Origin of the sequence: Pseudomonas sp. PWP3-1b2, from assembly GCF_049896045.1 — a bacterium.
GTDB lineage: Bacteria > Pseudomonadota > Gammaproteobacteria > Pseudomonadales > Pseudomonadaceae > Aquipseudomonas > Aquipseudomonas antarctica_B.
Window position 1 is genome coordinate 80,196 of record NZ_JAFCTN010000023.1, and the last position, 16,048, is coordinate 96,243.

13 protein-coding genes are annotated in these 16,048 nt (G+C 58.2%); 12 read left to right on the forward strand and 1 reads right to left on the reverse strand.

Annotated elements, in window-relative coordinates:
* Positions 1 to 20: 20 nt before the first annotated feature.
* The 7 genes from dnaK to ACP7A2_RS16555 all read left to right on the forward strand — a co-directional run bounded on the left by dnaK (position 21) and on the right by ACP7A2_RS16555 (position 9,822).
* Complete coding sequence (dnaK, locus tag ACP7A2_RS16525) at positions 21 to 1,937, forward strand: molecular chaperone DnaK (RefSeq protein ID WP_426135076.1); 1,917 nt, start codon at positions 21 to 23, stop codon at positions 1,935 to 1,937.
* Positions 1,938 to 2,254: 317 nt separating this feature from the next.
* Positions 2,255 to 3,379: a molecular chaperone DnaJ gene (dnaJ, locus tag ACP7A2_RS16530; protein WP_426135077.1), complete on the forward strand. Its 1,125-nt coding sequence runs from the start codon at positions 2,255 to 2,257 to the stop codon at positions 3,377 to 3,379.
* Between the two features lie 9 nt (positions 3,380 to 3,388).
* A complete protein-coding gene (gene dapB / locus ACP7A2_RS16535; RefSeq protein ID WP_426135078.1) occupies positions 3,389 to 4,195 on the forward strand; it encodes a 4-hydroxy-tetrahydrodipicolinate reductase in 807 nt (268 codons plus the stop codon).
* Positions 4,196 to 4,452: 257 nt separating this feature from the next.
* Positions 4,453 to 5,589 (forward strand): glutamine-hydrolyzing carbamoyl-phosphate synthase small subunit, encoded by a 1,137-nt coding sequence (gene carA / locus ACP7A2_RS16540; RefSeq protein WP_426135079.1) that lies wholly within the window; start codon positions 4,453 to 4,455, stop codon positions 5,587 to 5,589.
* A gap of 105 nt (positions 5,590 to 5,694) precedes the next feature.
* Complete coding sequence (carB, locus tag ACP7A2_RS16545; RefSeq protein WP_426135080.1) at positions 5,695 to 8,916, forward strand: carbamoyl-phosphate synthase large subunit; 3,222 nt, start codon at positions 5,695 to 5,697, stop codon at positions 8,914 to 8,916.
* Positions 8,913 to 9,389: a transcription elongation factor GreA gene (greA, locus tag ACP7A2_RS16550; RefSeq protein ID WP_426135081.1), complete on the forward strand. Its 477-nt coding sequence runs from the start codon at positions 8,913 to 8,915 to the stop codon at positions 9,387 to 9,389. The genes carB and greA overlap by 4 nt, the downstream gene beginning before the upstream one ends.
* Before the next feature lie 28 nt (positions 9,390 to 9,417).
* Positions 9,418 to 9,822 carry an MFS transporter gene (locus ACP7A2_RS16555; protein ID WP_426135082.1) on the forward strand — a complete coding sequence of 135 codons (405 nt, stop codon included), beginning with the start codon at positions 9,418 to 9,420 and terminating at the stop codon, positions 9,820 to 9,822.
* Positions 9,823 to 9,845: 23 nt separating this feature from the next.
* Here ACP7A2_RS16555 and ACP7A2_RS16560 read toward each other — a convergent pair whose 3' ends face one another.
* Positions 9,846 to 10,154, reverse strand: a complete 309-nt coding sequence (locus tag ACP7A2_RS16560; RefSeq protein ID WP_003176146.1) for a YhbY family RNA-binding protein — start codon at positions 10,152 to 10,154, stop codon at positions 9,846 to 9,848.
* Between the two features lie 105 nt (positions 10,155 to 10,259).
* Here ACP7A2_RS16560 and rlmE point away from each other — a divergent pair, with 105 nt between their 5' ends.
* The 5 genes from rlmE to tpiA form a co-directional block, all read left to right on the forward strand.
* Positions 10,260 to 10,913 (forward strand): 23S rRNA (uridine(2552)-2'-O)-methyltransferase RlmE, encoded by a 654-nt coding sequence (gene rlmE, locus ACP7A2_RS16565; protein ID WP_348057069.1) that lies wholly within the window; start codon positions 10,260 to 10,262, stop codon positions 10,911 to 10,913.
* 200 nt (positions 10,914 to 11,113) lie between these two features.
* Positions 11,114 to 13,024 (forward strand): ATP-dependent zinc metalloprotease FtsH, encoded by a 1,911-nt coding sequence (ftsH, locus tag ACP7A2_RS16570; protein WP_426135083.1) that lies wholly within the window; start codon positions 11,114 to 11,116, stop codon positions 13,022 to 13,024.
* Between the two features lie 8 nt (positions 13,025 to 13,032).
* Entirely contained in the window at positions 13,033 to 13,884 is an 852-nt protein-coding gene (gene folP / locus ACP7A2_RS16575) for a dihydropteroate synthase (protein ID WP_426135084.1), read from the forward strand.
* Between the two features lie 16 nt (positions 13,885 to 13,900).
* The gene (gene glmM / locus ACP7A2_RS16580; protein WP_426135085.1) at positions 13,901 to 15,238 is read left to right on the forward strand and encodes a phosphoglucosamine mutase; all 1,338 of its coding nucleotides are present in this window, start codon (positions 13,901 to 13,903) and stop codon (positions 15,236 to 15,238) included.
* Positions 15,239 to 15,304: 66 nt separating this feature from the next.
* Positions 15,305 to 16,048, forward strand: a 744-nt coding sequence (gene tpiA / locus ACP7A2_RS16585) for a triose-phosphate isomerase (RefSeq protein WP_426135086.1), incomplete at its 3' end; no start/stop codon positions are given.

The window sequence follows — 16,048 nt, forward strand, 5'->3', positions numbered from 1 at the left end:
AAGTTTCGGGAGAGTAAATCATGGGCAAAATTATCGGTATCGACCTGGGGACCACCAACTCCTGCGTCTCCGTGCTGGAAAACGGCGTTGCTAAAGTTATCGAAAACGCCGAAGGCGCGCGCACCACGCCGTCGATCATCGCTTACGCTAACGACGGTGAAATTCTCGTCGGCCAGTCGGCCAAGCGTCAGGCTGTGACCAACCCGCACAACACCCTGTACGCGGTAAAGCGTCTGATCGGTCGTAAGTTCGACGAAGAAGTCGTACAAAAAGACATCAAGATGGTCCCTTACAAAATCGCCAAGGCTGACAACGGTGACGCCTGGGTTGAAGTAAACGGCCAGAAAATGTCGCCGCCGCAGATCTCGGCTGAAATCTTGAAAAAGATGAAGAAGACTGCCGAAGACTACCTCGGTGAAACAGTGACTGAAGCGGTGATCACCGTTCCGGCCTACTTCAACGACAGCCAGCGCCAGGCGACCAAAGACGCCGGTCGCATCGCAGGCCTGGATGTAAAACGTATCATCAACGAACCTACCGCAGCCGCTCTGGCTTACGGTATGGACAAGGCCAAGGGCGACCACACTGTGATCGTTTATGACCTGGGCGGCGGTACGTTCGACGTCTCCGTGATCGAGATCGCTGAAGTTGACGGCGAGCACCAGTTCGAAGTGTTGGCCACCAACGGTGACACCTTCCTCGGCGGTGAAGACTTCGACATTCGTCTGATCGACTACCTCGTTGACGAATTCAAGAAAGAAAGCGGCATGAACCTTAAGGGTGACCCGCTGGCCATGCAGCGCCTGAAAGAGGCCGCTGAGAAAGCCAAGATCGAACTGTCTTCCGCTCAGTCGACCGACGTGAACCTGCCGTATATCACTGCAGACGCCACCGGTCCAAAGCACTTGAACGTGAAAATCTCGCGTTCCAAGCTGGAAGCACTGGTTGAAGACCTGGTTCAACGCACTATCGAGCCTTGCCGCATTGCGCTGAAAGACTCCGGTATCGACGTTGGCGCGATCAACGACGTGATCCTGGTCGGCGGTCAGACCCGTATGCCACTGGTTCAGAAGCTGGTTACCGAGTTCTTCGGTAAAGAAGCACGTAAAGACGTGAACCCGGACGAAGCCGTTGCCATGGGTGCTGCTATCCAGGGTGCCGTACTGGCCGGTGACGTGAAAGACGTGCTGCTGCTGGACGTTAGCCCGCTGACCCTGGGTATCGAAACCATGGGTGGCGTGATGACTGCGCTGATCGAGAAAAACACCACGATTCCTACCAAGAAATCCCAAGTGTTCTCGACTGCCGACGACAACCAGGGCGCCGTGACCATTCACGTGCTGCAAGGTGAGCGTAAGCAAGCGGCGCAGAACAAGTCCCTGGGCAAGTTCGACCTGGCTGAGATTCCACCAGCACCACGTGGTGTGCCGCAAATCGAAGTAACCTTCGACATCGATGCCAACGGCATCCTGCACGTCGGCGCGAAAGACAAGGCTACCGGCAAAGAGCAGAAGATCACCATCAAGGCCAACTCCGGCCTGTCTGATGAAGAAATTCAACAGATGATTCGTGATGCTGAAGCCAACGCTGATGCGGATGCCAAGTTTGCTGAGCTGGCCGGCGCCCGCAACCAGGGCGATGCTCTGGTTCACTCGACGCGCAAGATGATTTCCGAAGCGGGCGACAAAGTGACCGCTGAAGAGAAAACCGCAATCGAAGCAGCTGTGGTTGCCCTGGAAGCCGCCATCAAAGGCGACGACAAGGCTGCCATCGAGGCCAAGGTTGAGGAGTTGTCGAAAGTCTCCGCGCCGGTTGCTCAGAAAATGTACGCCGAACAAGGTCAGCCTGCTGAAGGCGCTGCACAACAAGCAGAGCCTGAAAACAAGCAAGACGACGTTGTCGATGCCGAGTTCGAAGAAGTAAAAGACCACAAGTAAGTTGGTCGCCCGGTTGACCGCTTTCCAGCGGTGACTGGTAGGATGTCGCCGCGCGGGAGCTTGCTCCCGCGTTGGCGTGTCTGGGGTATGCGAATTTTTACAACATGCGACAGCGTTCGGATGTTGGCGGTGTGATCGGGGATGCTCCTGCTTTCCGAGCGACAGTCACCGCGTTTTTGGCCGGGTACCTGGCTAAAGGCAGTAAAGACCAGGATCGTTGAATTGACGTGAGTTGGGTCCGGGCCTGTATTGGGGCTCAACGAGTTTGGCAAGGCTCAGGAGGGTCTCGCCGAACGTCCTTAAGAGTGCAAAGACTTATGGCAAAGCGTGACTATTACGAAGTATTGGGTGTGGAGCGCAGCTCCAGCGAAGCGGACCTGAAAAAGGCCTACCGTCGCCTGGCGATGAAGCATCACCCGGACCGTAATCCGGATAGCAAAGAATCCGAAGAGTTGTTCAAGGAGGCCAACGAGGCCTACGAATGCCTGAGTGATCCCAACAAGCGCGCGGCCTACGACCAGTATGGCCATGCCGGCGTTGACCCAAGCATGGGGGGCGGCGGTGCCGGTTTTGGCGGTCAGAATTTCTCCGACATTTTCGGCGACGTATTCAGCGACTTCTTCGGCGGCGGCCGCGGTGGTCAGCGCGGCGGTGCCCAGCGTGGCAGCGACTTGCGCTACACCCTGGAACTGAACCTGGAAGAAGCCGTGCGCGGCACCAGCGTCAACATCCGCGTGCCGACGCTGGTCAATTGCAAGCCGTGCGATGGTTCAGGCGCCAAAAAAGGCTCCTCGCCGATTACGTGCCCGACCTGTGGCGGCATCGGTCAGGTGCGCATGCAGCAGGGCTTCTTCTCGGTGCAGCAAACCTGCCCGCGCTGCCATGGCCAGGGCAAGATCATTTCCGATCCGTGCGATTCCTGCCACGGTGAAGGCCGCGTCGAAGAGTACAAAACCCTTTCGGTGAAAGTGCCGGCGGGCGTGGATACCGGTGATCGCATTCGCCTGTCGGGTGAAGGCGAGGCGGGGACTCAAGGCGGACCTACCGGCGACCTGTACGTGGTGATCAATGTGCGCGAGCACTCGATCTTCCAGCGCGACGGCAAGCATCTGTTCTGTGAAGTGCCCATCAGCTTTGTGGATGCGGCCCTGGGTGGCGAGCTGGAAATTCCGACGCTGGACGGTCGGGTCAAGCTCAAGATTCCTGAAGGGACGCAGACCGGCAAGCAATTCCGTATCCGTGGCAAAGGCGTTGCGCCGGTGCGCGGTGGCGGTGCGGGCGACCTGATGTGCCGTGTGGCGGTTGAAACGCCAGTCAACCTGGGGCGTCGTCAGCGTGAATTGCTCGAGGAATTCCGCAGCTCGCTGGAAGGTGACGACTCTCACTCGCCGAAATCCACTGGGTTTTTCGACGGTGTGAAGCGCTTTTTCGGCGACCTGTAAGGGGTGAGTATGCGACGTATAGCCGTGATGGGCGCTGCAGGGCGCATGGGCAAGAATCTGGTCGAGGCCGTGCAGCAACGCTCGCCGGCCTCCGGGCTGACCGCGGCGATCGTTCGTCCGGGCAGCTCGCTGATCGGTGCAGATGCCGGTGAGCTGGCCTCGCTGGGTCGTATCGGCGTTTCGCTGTCGGGCAGCCTGGAGAAGGTCGCTGACGAGTTCGACGTACTGATCGATTTCACCCTGCCGGACGTGATGCTGAAAAACCTGGCGTTCTGCCGCAAGGCTGGCAAGGCCATGGTGATCGGTACCACGGGCTTGAGCGCTCAGCAAAAGCAGTTGCTGGTGGAAGCGGGCAAGGATATTCCGGTGGTCTTCGCGGCCAACTTCAGTGTGGGTGTGAACCTGTCGCTGAAGCTTCTGGACCTGGCCGCGCGCGTGCTGGGGGATGAGGCGGATATCGAGATCATCGAAACCCACCACCGCCACAAGATCGATGCGCCGTCGGGCACTGCGTTGCGCATGGGCGAGGCGATTGCTGATGCGCTGGGGCGTGACCTGTCGAAAGTGGCGGTTTACGGTCGCGAAGGGCATACCGGCGAGCGTGCGCGTGACACCATTGGGTTTGCGACCGTGCGCGGCGGCGATGTGGTGGGTGATCACACCGTGTTGTTCGCCTCTGAAGGCGAGCGCCTGGAGATTACGCACAAGGCGTCCAGCCGCATGACATTTGCCAAGGGTGCGGTGCGTGCAGCGCTCTGGCTGGAAGGTCGCGAGCCTGGTCTGTACGACATGCGCGATGTGCTGGACCTGCACTAATCAGTCGCTAAAAAGGGGCCCCAAGCTTATGCTTCGGCCCCGTTTTACCCGCTAAGCGACGCCCTGTCGCATTCCCCTGCCTTTTAGGCTCATTAGCGGTGGACCAAAAAAGCCTTTTTCTGTAAGCTACAGCTTTAGTGTGTTCACTAAAAGCGCGCAGAATAATTCAGTGAATGAGCGGAGTGACGTGTCCATACGTCACTCCGCTTTTTTACACCTGCGATCGCCCTTTCAGGCTTTATTTACGGGAGGTCTTCTTGACTAAGCCAGCCATACTCGCCCTTGCTGATGGCAGCATTTTTCGCGGCGAAGCCATTGGAGCCGACGGTCAAACCGTTGGAGAGGTGGTGTTTAACACCGCCATGACCGGCTATCAGGAAATCCTTACTGATCCTTCCTACGCCCAACAGATCGTTACCCTGACCTATCCGCACATCGGCAACACCGGTACTACACCGGAAGACGCCGAGTCTGATCGTGTCTGGTCGGCCGGTCTGGTGATTCGTGACCTGCCACTGGTTGCGAGCAACTGGCGTAACACGATGTCGCTGTCCGATTACCTGAAAGCCAACAACGTTGTGGCTATCGCCGGTATCGATACGCGCCGCCTGACACGCATCCTGCGTGAAAAAGGCTCGCAGAACGGCTGCATCATGGTCGGTGACAATATTTCCGAAGAGGCGGCGATTGCCGCAGCGCAAGGTTTCCCAGGCCTAAAAGGCATGGACCTGGCGAAAGTCGTCAGCGTTAAAGAGAAGTACGAATGGCGCTCTACTGTCTGGGACTTGAAGACCGACAGCCACGAGACCATCGAAGCTGCTGACCTGCCGTACCACGTCGTGGCTTACGACTATGGCGTCAAATACAACATCCTGCGCATGTTGGTTGAGCGCGGTTGCCGCGTGACCGTAGTGCCGGCGCAAACCCCGGCGAGTGACGTGCTGGCCCTGCAACCGGACGGTGTGTTCCTGTCCAACGGCCCGGGTGACCCTGAGCCTTGCGACTACGCCATCCAGGCGATCAAGGAAGTACTGGAAACCGAAATTCCGGTCTTCGGTATCTGCCTCGGTCACCAGCTGCTGGCCCTTGCCTCCGGCGCCAAGACCCTGAAAATGGGCCACGGCCACCACGGTGCCAACCACCCTGTGCAAGACCTGGACACTGGCGTCGTGATGATCACCAGCCAGAACCATGGTTTTGCGGTGGACGAAGCGACCTTGCCGGCAAACGTGCGCGCTATCCACAAGTCGCTGTTCGACGGTTCCCTGCAAGGCATCGAGCGTACTGACAAGAGCGCGTTCAGCTTCCAGGGCCATCCTGAAGCCAGCCCGGGCCCGAACGACGTAGCGCCGCTGTTCGACCGTTTCATCAATGAGATGGCCAAGCGACGCTGACTGAGCGGCCTGCGGGCGGCCCCGAGTTTCGGTGGCCCCCGCAGGCTCTTCAAAGAGTGTTCAAGACGGCTTGCCGACTGACCTGCGGATTTGAGTGACAAACCCATGCCAAAACGTACAGACATAAAAAGCATCCTGATTCTCGGCGCTGGCCCGATCGTGATCGGCCAGGCCTGCGAATTCGACTACTCCGGCGCCCAGGCCTGTAAAGCCCTGCGCGAGGAGGGCTACCGCGTCATCCTGGTGAACTCCAACCCGGCCACCATCATGACCGACCCGGACATGGCCGACGCTACCTATATCGAGCCGATCAAGTGGCAAACCGTTGCCAAGATCATCGAGAAAGAGCGCCCGGACGCACTGTTGCCAACCATGGGCGGTCAGACTGCACTGAACTGCGCCCTGGACCTGGAGCGCGAAGGCGTCCTGGAAAAGTTCGGCGTAGAGATGATCGGTGCTAACGCCGACACCATCGACAAGGCTGAAGACCGTTCGCGTTTCGACAAGGCCATGAAGTCTATCGGCCTGGACTGCCCACGCTCGGGCATCGCCCACAGCATGGAAGAAGCCAACGCAGTGCTCGAGAAGCTGGGCTTTCCGTGCATCATCCGTCCTTCCTTCACCATGGGCGGCACCGGTGGCGGTATCGCTTACAACCGTGAAGAGTTCGAAGAAATCTGCGCCCGTGGCCTGGACCTGTCGCCGACCAAAGAGCTGCTGATCGACGAATCCCTGATCGGCTGGAAAGAGTACGAGATGGAGGTTGTCCGCGATAAGAAAGACAACTGCATCATCGTCTGCTCCATCGAAAACTTTGACCCGATGGGCGTGCACACCGGTGACTCGATCACTGTTGCGCCGGCACAGACCCTGACGGACAAGGAATACCAGATCATGCGTAACGCCTCCCTGGCGGTACTGCGCGAGATCGGCGTGGAAACCGGCGGCTCCAACGTCCAGTTCGGCATCTGCCCGGACACTGGCCGCATGGTAGTCATCGAGATGAACCCGCGGGTATCCCGTTCCTCGGCCCTGGCCTCGAAAGCCACCGGTTTCCCGATTGCGCGTATCGCTGCCAAGCTGGCGATCGGCTACACCCTGGACGAACTGCAAAACGAAATCACCGGCGGCGCTACTCCGGCCTCTTTCGAGCCGTCGATCGACTACGTCGTCACCAAGTTGCCACGTTTCGCTTTCGAGAAATTCCCGAAAGCCGACGCACGCCTGACCACTCAAATGAAGTCGGTGGGTGAAGTCATGGCCATCGGCCGGACTTTCCAGGAATCCCTGCAGAAAGCCCTGCGCGGCCTGGAAGTAGGCGTTTGTGGTCTGGACGAGAAGCTCGACCTGAGCAACCCGGAAAGCATGAGCATCCTCAAGCGTGAGCTGACCGTGCCGGGCGCCGAGCGTATCTGGTACGTGGCTGACGCCTTCCGCGCTGGCCTGTCGGTCGAAGACATCTTCGGCATGAACATGATCGACCCTTGGTTCCTGGTGCAGATCGAAGACCTGATCAAGGAAGAAGAAAAGGTCAAGACCCTCGGCTTGTCCTCTATCGGCCGCGACCTGATGTTCCGCCTCAAGCGCAAAGGTTTCTCCGACCAGCGTCTGGCCAAACTGCTGGGTGTGACCGAGAAGAACCTGCGGACTCACCGCCACAAGCTCGACATCTTCCCGGTCTACAAGCGTGTTGATACGTGCGCCGCTGAATTCGCCACCGACACCGCTTACATGTACTCGACTTACGAGGAAGAGTGCGAAGCTGCTCCGTCCGGTCGCGACAAGATCATGATTCTGGGCGGCGGTCCTAACCGTATCGGCCAAGGCATCGAGTTCGACTACTGCTGCGTGCATGCCGCCCTCGCTCTGCGCGAAGACGGGTATGAGACCATCATGGTCAACTGCAACCCGGAAACTGTTTCCACTGACTACGACACCTCCGACCGTCTGTACTTCGAGCCTGTAACCCTGGAAGACGTGCTGGAAATCTGCCGCGTCGAGAAGCCAAAAGGCGTGATCGTCCAGTACGGCGGCCAGACCCCGTTGAAACTGGCGCGTGCTCTTGAAGCTGCCGGCGTCCCAATTATCGGCACCAGCCCAGACGCGATCGACCGTGCCGAAGACCGCGAGCGCTTCCAGCAAATGGTTGAGCGCCTGAACCTGCGTCAGCCGCCAAACGCCACCGTGCGCAGCGAAGACGAAGCCATCCGCGCAGCCAGCAAGATCGGCTACCCGCTGGTGGTGCGTCCGTCCTACGTACTGGGCGGTCGTGCGATGGAAATCGTCTACGAAGAAGACGAACTCAAGCGTTACCTGCGTGACGCGGTGAAAGTGTCCAACGACAGCCCTGTGCTGCTCGACCACTTCCTCAACTGCGCCATCGAGATGGACGTGGACGCGGTCTGCGATGGTACCGATGTGGTCATCGGCGCGATCATGCAGCACATCGAACAGGCGGGCGTTCACTCCGGTGACTCCGCATGCTCGCTGCCGCCGTACTCGCTGCCGGCACACATCCAGGACGAGATGCGTGAACAGGTCAAGAAAATGGCCCTGGAACTCGGCGTGGTCGGCTTGATGAACGTTCAGTTGGCGCTGCAAGGCGAAGACATCTACGTCATCGAAGTCAACCCACGGGCTTCGCGTACCGTGCCATTTGTTTCCAAGTGCATCGGTGTGTCCCTGGCCATGATCGCTGCCCGCGTGATGGCCGGTAAGACCCTGAAGGAAATCGGCTTCACCAAGGAAATCATTCCGAACTTCTACAGCGTGAAAGAGGCGGTGTTCCCATTCGCCAAATTCCCTGGCGTGGACCCGATCCTGGGCCCGGAGATGAAGTCCACCGGTGAAGTGATGGGCGTGGGCGACACGTTCGGTGAAGCCTTTGCCAAGGCCCAGATGGGTGCGAGCGAAGTGCTGCCAACCGGCGGTACAGCGTTCATCAGCGTGCGTGACGATGACAAGCCACTGGTTGCAGGCGTAGCCCGTGATCTGATCAACTTGGGCTTCGAAGTCGTGGCCACCGCCGGGACCGCCAAGCTGATCGAAGCTGCCGGCCTGAAAGTGCGTCGCGTCAACAAGGTGACGGAAGGCCGTCCACACGTGGTCGACATGATCAAGAATGACGAAGTCACCCTGATCATCAACACCACCGAAGGTCGCCAGTCGATCGCGGACTCCTACTCCATTCGTCGTAACGCCTTGCAGCACAAGATCTACTGCACCACCACCATTGCTGCTGGCGAAGCCATCTGTGAAGCGCTCAAGTTCGGTCCTGAAAAGACCGTGCGTCGCTTGCAGGATCTACACGCAGGATTGAAGGCATGATCAAGTACCCAATGACCGTCCAGGGCGCCAAGGCCCTGGAAGAGGAACACACCCACCTGACCAAGGTCGTCCGTCCGAAGCTGAGCCAGGACATCGGTACGGCCCGCGAGCTGGGTGACTTGAAGGAAAACGCCGAATACCACGCTGCTCGCGAGCAGCAGGGTATGGTCGAGGCGCGGATCCGTGACATCGAAGGCCGGATTCAGAACCAGGTCATCATTGATGTCACGACTATCCCGCACACCGGCAAAGTGATTTTCGGCACCACCGTGGAAATCGCCAACGTCGAGACCGATGAGCGCGTTGTTTACCACATCGTGGGCGAAGACGAAGCTGACTTCAAACTCGGTAAAATCTCCGTCGGTTCTCCGCTCGCCCGTGCCTTGATTGCCAAGGAAGAGGGTGATGTGGTGGCTGTGAAGACGCCTGGTGGCGTGATCGAGTATGAGATTGTTGAAGTTCGTCACATCTGAAAGGCGGCGCCCGCTTCGTGCGGGCGCGATGCTTTGGCAGCTCGCTCAGATGCTTTGGGTGGGCGGCCTGTGGTTGTTGCACATAGGCGTTTTACCGGCGCTGGGCCTGATCGGCCTGGCGCCGTTGCTGATCGATGAGATCGATGGTTTGCTCAGTGCGTTGCTGGTAGGTTTTGCGGCGGCGTGCGTAACGCTCCAGGTGCTGGTGCTGATCAAGGCTGAAGGCTTGGGGAGTTTGTGGCGGGATATTCGCGGCCAACTGCTGTTGATGGCGCTGTATGCATGCGCAATGTTTTGCGTCGTGCATGTGTGGCTGCCGGAAGCGTTGCGCTGGCGGCTATTCAGCTATCTTGTGCTAGGGTTCTCCGGTTTGGTGCTGGTGATGCAGCCGGCGCCGGGATGGAGTGGCGGGGCGCGCGAAGCACGCCCGTAACCCTTGTTAGCGTTTGAACGCTATCATTTAAAGCGATGTACATTCGACAGTTGCTTGTTGACGCTGAAGTTCTTGCGATACAGCAGCGCCATCTTGCCGATGACCTGAACCAGGTCCGCTTTGCCTACCTTGCACAATTCTGCAACGGCAGCCAGGCGCGCTTCACGGTCAAGGATGTTGACCTTGATCTTGATCAGTTCGTGATCGTTGAGTGCGCGTTCGAATTCGGCTAACACACCTTCAGTCAAACCGTTGTCTGCCACAATCAGAACTGGTTTCAGATGGTGGCCAATGGATTTGTACTGTTTCTTCTGCTCTTGAGTGAGCGGCATAATCTGACCCCTGCGTCTGATCTTGTAAAAAGCGGCGGCCAGTTTACCCGAGCGAGTCCGGGACCGCCCAGTTAATCACGACCCGTTTTATTTTCGAGGTGGCCCGTGGCCCGTTCCAAAACCAGCCTTAAGTGGCTACAAGAACATTTCAACGACCCTTACGTCAAAATGGCGCAGAAGGATGGCTACCGTTCCCGGGCCAGCTACAAGCTGCTGGAGATCCAGGACAAGGACAAAATAATCCGTCCAGGCATGAGTGTTATCGATCTGGGCGCAGCTCCCGGTGGTTGGTCCCAAGTGACCAGTCGTCTGATTGGTGGGCAGGGCCGCTTGATCGCTTCCGACATCCTGGAGATGGACAGTATCCCGGATGTGACCTTTGTTCATGGTGACTTCACCCAGGATGCCGTGCTCGCACAGATTCTTGAGGCGGTGGGAAATTCGCAGGTAGACCTTGTGATTTCCGACATGGCCCCCAATATGAGTGGATTACCGGCCGTCGATATGCCGCGTGCAATGTTCCTGTGTGAGCTGGCGCTGGATTTGGCGGGTCGGGTTTTGCGTCCTGGTGGTGATTTTCTGGTGAAAGTCTTCCAGGGTGAAGGTTTTGACGAGTACCACAAGAACATCCGCAAATTGTTCGACAAGGTGCAAACGCGTAAGCCTGACTCCTCCCGAGACAGGTCGCGTGAACAGTACTTGCTGTGCCGCGGGTTTCGTGGTGCTGAAGGCGCTGCGAGCAGTGAAGAGCGCTTTTGAGAAATTCGAGGGAGGCGATAGGTTTTTTTATATCGCTTTCGTCATGAAGCTTTACGAATATTATGTAGTCAAAGTTTCACAAAGGGTTACAGACGGCGCCTGCCAGAGTTGTAGGTAATGTAGTAAGTTAGGCCGGTGAATATCATGCGAAGCGCGCGCCAGTAGCGGAGCTTGCTTCAGAGGGTAGTTAATTGAACGATATGGCAAAGAATCTGATCCTGTGGTTGATCATCGCGGCTGTCCTGGTGACGGTGATGAACAACTTCTCCAGCCCTAACGAGCCGCAGACCCTCAACTATTCCGACTTCATCCAGCAAGTTAAGGATGGCAAGGTCGAGCGCGTAGCGGTTGATGGCTACGTGATCACCGGCAAACGTAACGATGGCGACAGCTTCAAGACCATTCGTCCGGCAATTCAGGACAACGGTCTGATCGGCGACCTGGTGGATAACCACGTGGTTGTTGAGGGCAAGCAGCCTGAGCAGCAGAGCATCTGGACTCAGCTGTTGGTAGCGAGCTTTCCGATCCTGGTGATTATTGCCGTGTTCATGTTCTTCATGCGCCAGATGCAAGGCGGTGCGGGAGGCAAGGGCGGGCCGATGAGCTTTGGCAAGAGCAAGGCGCGCCTGCTCTCCGAGGATCAGGTGAAGACCACCCTGGCTGACGTTGCCGGTTGCGACGAAGCCAAGGAAGAAGTCGGCGAGTTGGTCGAGTTCCTGCGTGACCCTGGCAAATTCCAGCGTCTGGGCGGCCGCATTCCTCGCGGCGTGCTGATGGTCGGCCCTCCGGGTACCGGTAAAACCTTGCTGGCCAAGGCGATTGCCGGCGAGGCCAAAGTGCCTTTCTTCACCATCTCCGGCTCTGACTTCGTTGAAATGTTCGTCGGCGTGGGTGCCAGCCGTGTTCGCGATATGTTCGAGCAGGCCAAGAAGCACGCACCCTGCATTATTTTCATCGATGAAATCGATGCCGTGGGTCGCCATCGTGGCGCCGGCATGGGTGGCGGTCATGATGAGCGTGAGCAGACCCTCAACCAGTTGCTGGTAGAGATGGACGGCTTTGAAATGAATGACGGCATTATCGTCATCGCTGCAACCAACCGTCCCGACGTATTGGACCCTGCGCTGCTGCGTCCAGGCCGTTTCGACCGTCAGGTTGTGGTGGGTTTGCCGGACATTCGTGGTCGTGAGCAGATTCTGAAAGTGCACATGCGCAAAGTGCCAATGGGCGACGACGTTGCTCCGGCAGTGATTGCTCGTGGTACTCCGGGTTTCTCCGGTGCTGACCTGGCCAACCTGGTGAACGAGGCTTCGCTGTTCGCAGCCCGTACCGGCAAGCGCATCGTTGAAATGAAGGAATTCGAGCTGGCGAAAGACAAGATCATGATGGGCGCCGAGCGCAAATCCATGGTCATGTCCGAGAAAGAGAAGCAGAACACCGCGTATCACGAGGCTGGCCATGCCATCGTTGGTCGCGTCGTGCCTGAGCATGATCCGGTCTATAAGGTCTCTATCATCCCTCGTGGCCGGGCGCTGGGTGTCACTATGTTCCTGCCGGAAGAGGACCGTTACAGCCTCTCCAAGCGCGCGCTGATCAGCCAGATCTGCTCGTTGTACGGCGGTCGTATTGCGGAAGAGATGACCCTTGGTTTCGACGGTGTAACTACCGGTGCTTCCAACGACATCATGCGTGCCAGCCAGATTGCGCGGAACATGGTGACCAAGTGGGGCTTGTCGGAAAAACTCGGTCCTTTGATGTACGCCGAAGATGATGGCGAAGTGTTCCTGGGGCGTGGCGGCGGCGGTCAAAGCGCCAGCTTCTCCGGTGAGACAGCCAAGCTGATCGACTCCGAGGTGCGCAGCATCATCGACCAGTGCTACGGCACGGCCAAGCAGATCCTGACTGATAACCGCGACAAGCTGGATGCCATGGCTGATGCGCTGATGAAGTACGAGACCATTGATGCCGATCAGATTGACGACATTATGGCTGGTCGCGCACCGCGTGAACCTCGCGATTGGGAAGGCGGTTCGGGTACCTCGGGCACTCCGCCGGTGGTTCAGAACGAACGCCCTGAAGCCCCGATCGGCGGCCCGGCAGCTGACGTCTAAGGTTTGAAATGACTTCTGTGTTGTCCTCCACCCGGTTGCCTTGCGGCAACCGGGTTCTTGATTTGGCCCATACGCATGTCATGGGCATTCTGAATGTCACCCCAGACTCTTTTTCCGACGGCGGCCGCTTCAATCAGCGGGATGCTGCGCTGCGTCATGCTGAAGCGATGGTCGTCGCCGGTGCGACGCTGATTGACGTCGGTGGCGAATCGACCCGGCCGGGTGCTCGTGTTGTTTCTCCTCTGGAGGAGTTGGAGCGGGTCGCGCCAATCGTCGAGCGTATTTCTCGTGAGTTGGACGTGATCATCTCGGTGGATACGTCTACGCCTGCGGTGATGCGCGAAACGGCGCGTCTTGGTGCTGGCTTGATCAATGATGTGCGGTCACTGCAGCGCGACGGCGCTCTGGATGCTGCCGCGGCGACCGGCTTGCCGGTGTGTTTGATGCATATGCTGGGCGAGCCCGGCAATATGCAGGACAGCCCGCACTACGACGATCTGGTTGGCGAAGTGAGTGGGTTTCTTGCGCAGCGAATCGCTCAGTGTGCCGCAGCAGGCATTGCGCCGGAGCAGATTATCCTTGACCCCGGTTTTGGTTTCGCCAAGACCCTGCAACATAATTTAAGTCTTTTCAAACATATGGAAGCCCTGCATTCCCTTGGTCGGCCTCTTCTGGTCGGCGTTTCACGCAAGAGCATGATAGGGCTGGCCTTGAATCGTCCTGTAGGTGAGCGGCTGTATGGTGGTCTTGCGCTGGCGGCGCTCGCTGTAACGAAAGGCGCACGCATCTTGCGTGTGCATGACGTTGCCGAGACCGTAGATGTGGTCCGCATGATCGCCGCTGTAGAATCTGCCGAATAAAAATGATGGAGCACTTATGACTAAAAAATATTTTGGCACCGACGGTATCCGCGGTCGGGTCGGCGAATTCCCGATTACCCCCGATTTCATGCTCAAGCTGGGTTGGGCGGCAGGCATGGCCTTCCGCAGCATGGGTGCGTGCCGCATCCTGGTCGGCAAGGACACGCGTATTTCCGGGTATATGTTCGAGTCCGCACTGGAGGCTGGTTTGTCTGCCGCCGGTGCTGACGTGATGTTGCTGGGCCCGATGCCGACGCCTGCTATCGCCTACCTGACGCGTACGTTTCACGCTGAAGCCGGTATCGTGATCAGTGCCTCGCATAACCCGCATGATGATAATGGCATCAAATTTTTCTCGGGCCAGGGCACCAAGCTGCCGGACGAGATCGAGTTGATGATCGAAGAACTGCTGGATGCGCCGATGACGGTGGTTGAGTCCAGCAAGCTGGGCAAGGTGTCGCGCATCAACGATGCGTCCGGCCGTTACATCGAGTTTTGCAAAAGCAGCGTGCCGACCAGTACTAACTTTGCCGGGTTGAAGGTAATTGTCGACTGCGCGCATGGCGCGACCTACAAGGTGGCGCCAAGTGTCTTCAAGGAGTTGGGCGCACAAGTCACCGTGCTGTCGGCTCAGCCGAATGGCCTGAACATCAACGAAAACTGTGGCTCCACGCATATGGAGCAGTTGCAGGCGGCTGTGCTTGCCGAGCACGCCGACCTGGGTATTGCCTTCGATGGTGATGGTGATCGCGTTCTGATGGTCGATCACACCGGTGCCGTGGTGGATGGTGATGACCTGTTGTTCATCATCGCTCGCGACCTGCATGAGCGTGACAAGCTGCAAGGCGGAGTCGTTGGTACGCTGATGAGCAATCTGGGTCTTGAGTTGGCGTTGGCGGACCTTGGCATTCCGTTTGTTCGTGCCAACGTGGGTGACCGTTATGTGATCGCCGAGCTGCTGGAACGCAATTGGCAGGTTGGCGGCGAGAACTCGGGGCATATCGTCTGCTTCCAGCACACCACCACGGGCGACGCCATTATCGCTGCGCTGCAGGTGTTGCTGGCCTTGCGCCGTCGTAATGAAAGTCTTGCTCAGGCGCGTCAGGCGCTGCGCAAGTGCCCGCAGGTATTGTTGAATGTACGGTTTGGCGGTGGCGAAAACCCGATTGATCACCCGGCTGTCAAAGAGGCCTGCGAGCGCGTAACCCAAGCAATGGCGGGGCGTGGCCGCGTGCTGTTGCGCAAGTCCGGTACGGAGCCTTTGGTGCGCGTCATGGTCGAAGGTGACGACGAAACGCAGGTCCGCGGCCATGCCGAAGACCTCGCAAAACTGGTAACTGAAGTTTGCGCCTGAATTCGGCTTGCCAGTGATGGTGTGGTTGGGTAACATCTGCGCCCACTTTGACCGACGGGGTACAGCATGCGTCGCACTATGGTAGCTGGTAACTGGAAGATGCACGGTACCCGCGCCAGTGTCGCTGAGCTGATCAATGGCCTTCGTCACTTGGCATTGCCTGGCAGTGTTGATGTAGCGGTTTTCCCGCCTTGCTTGCATATCAACCAAGTGGTTGACGGCTTGAAAGGCAAGTCGATCCAGGTCGGCGCGCAGAACTCTGCGGTGGAGCCGATGCAAGGTGCGTTGACTGGCGAAATTTCGCCGAGTCAGCTGGTTGATGCAGGTTGTTCCTATGTGCTCGTCGGGCACTCCGAGCGCCGTCAGATGATGGGCGAGCTTGATGGGACACTCAACCGCAAGTTCGCAGCGGCACAGGCTTGTGGCCTGATCCCGGTATTGTGCATAGGGGAAACCCTTGAGCAGCGGGAAGCCGGCAAAACCCTTGAGGTTGTCTCGCGTCAGCTGGGCAGCATCATCGAAGAGCTGGGTGTTGATGCGTTTGCAAAGGCAGTAATTGCTTACGAGCCGGTCTGGGCCATTGGCACCGGGCTGACTGCTACACCGCAACAGGCGCAGGATGTGCACGCAGCCATCCGCGCGCAGTTGGCGGCAGAGAATTCTGAGGTCGCACAAGGTGTGCGGCTTCTATACGGCGGCAGCGTGAAGGCGGCCAATGCGGTCGAACTGTTCGGCATGCCGGATATCGATGGGGGGCTCATTGGTGGAGCTTCCCTGAATGCAGATGAGTTCGGTGCGATCTGTCGCGCC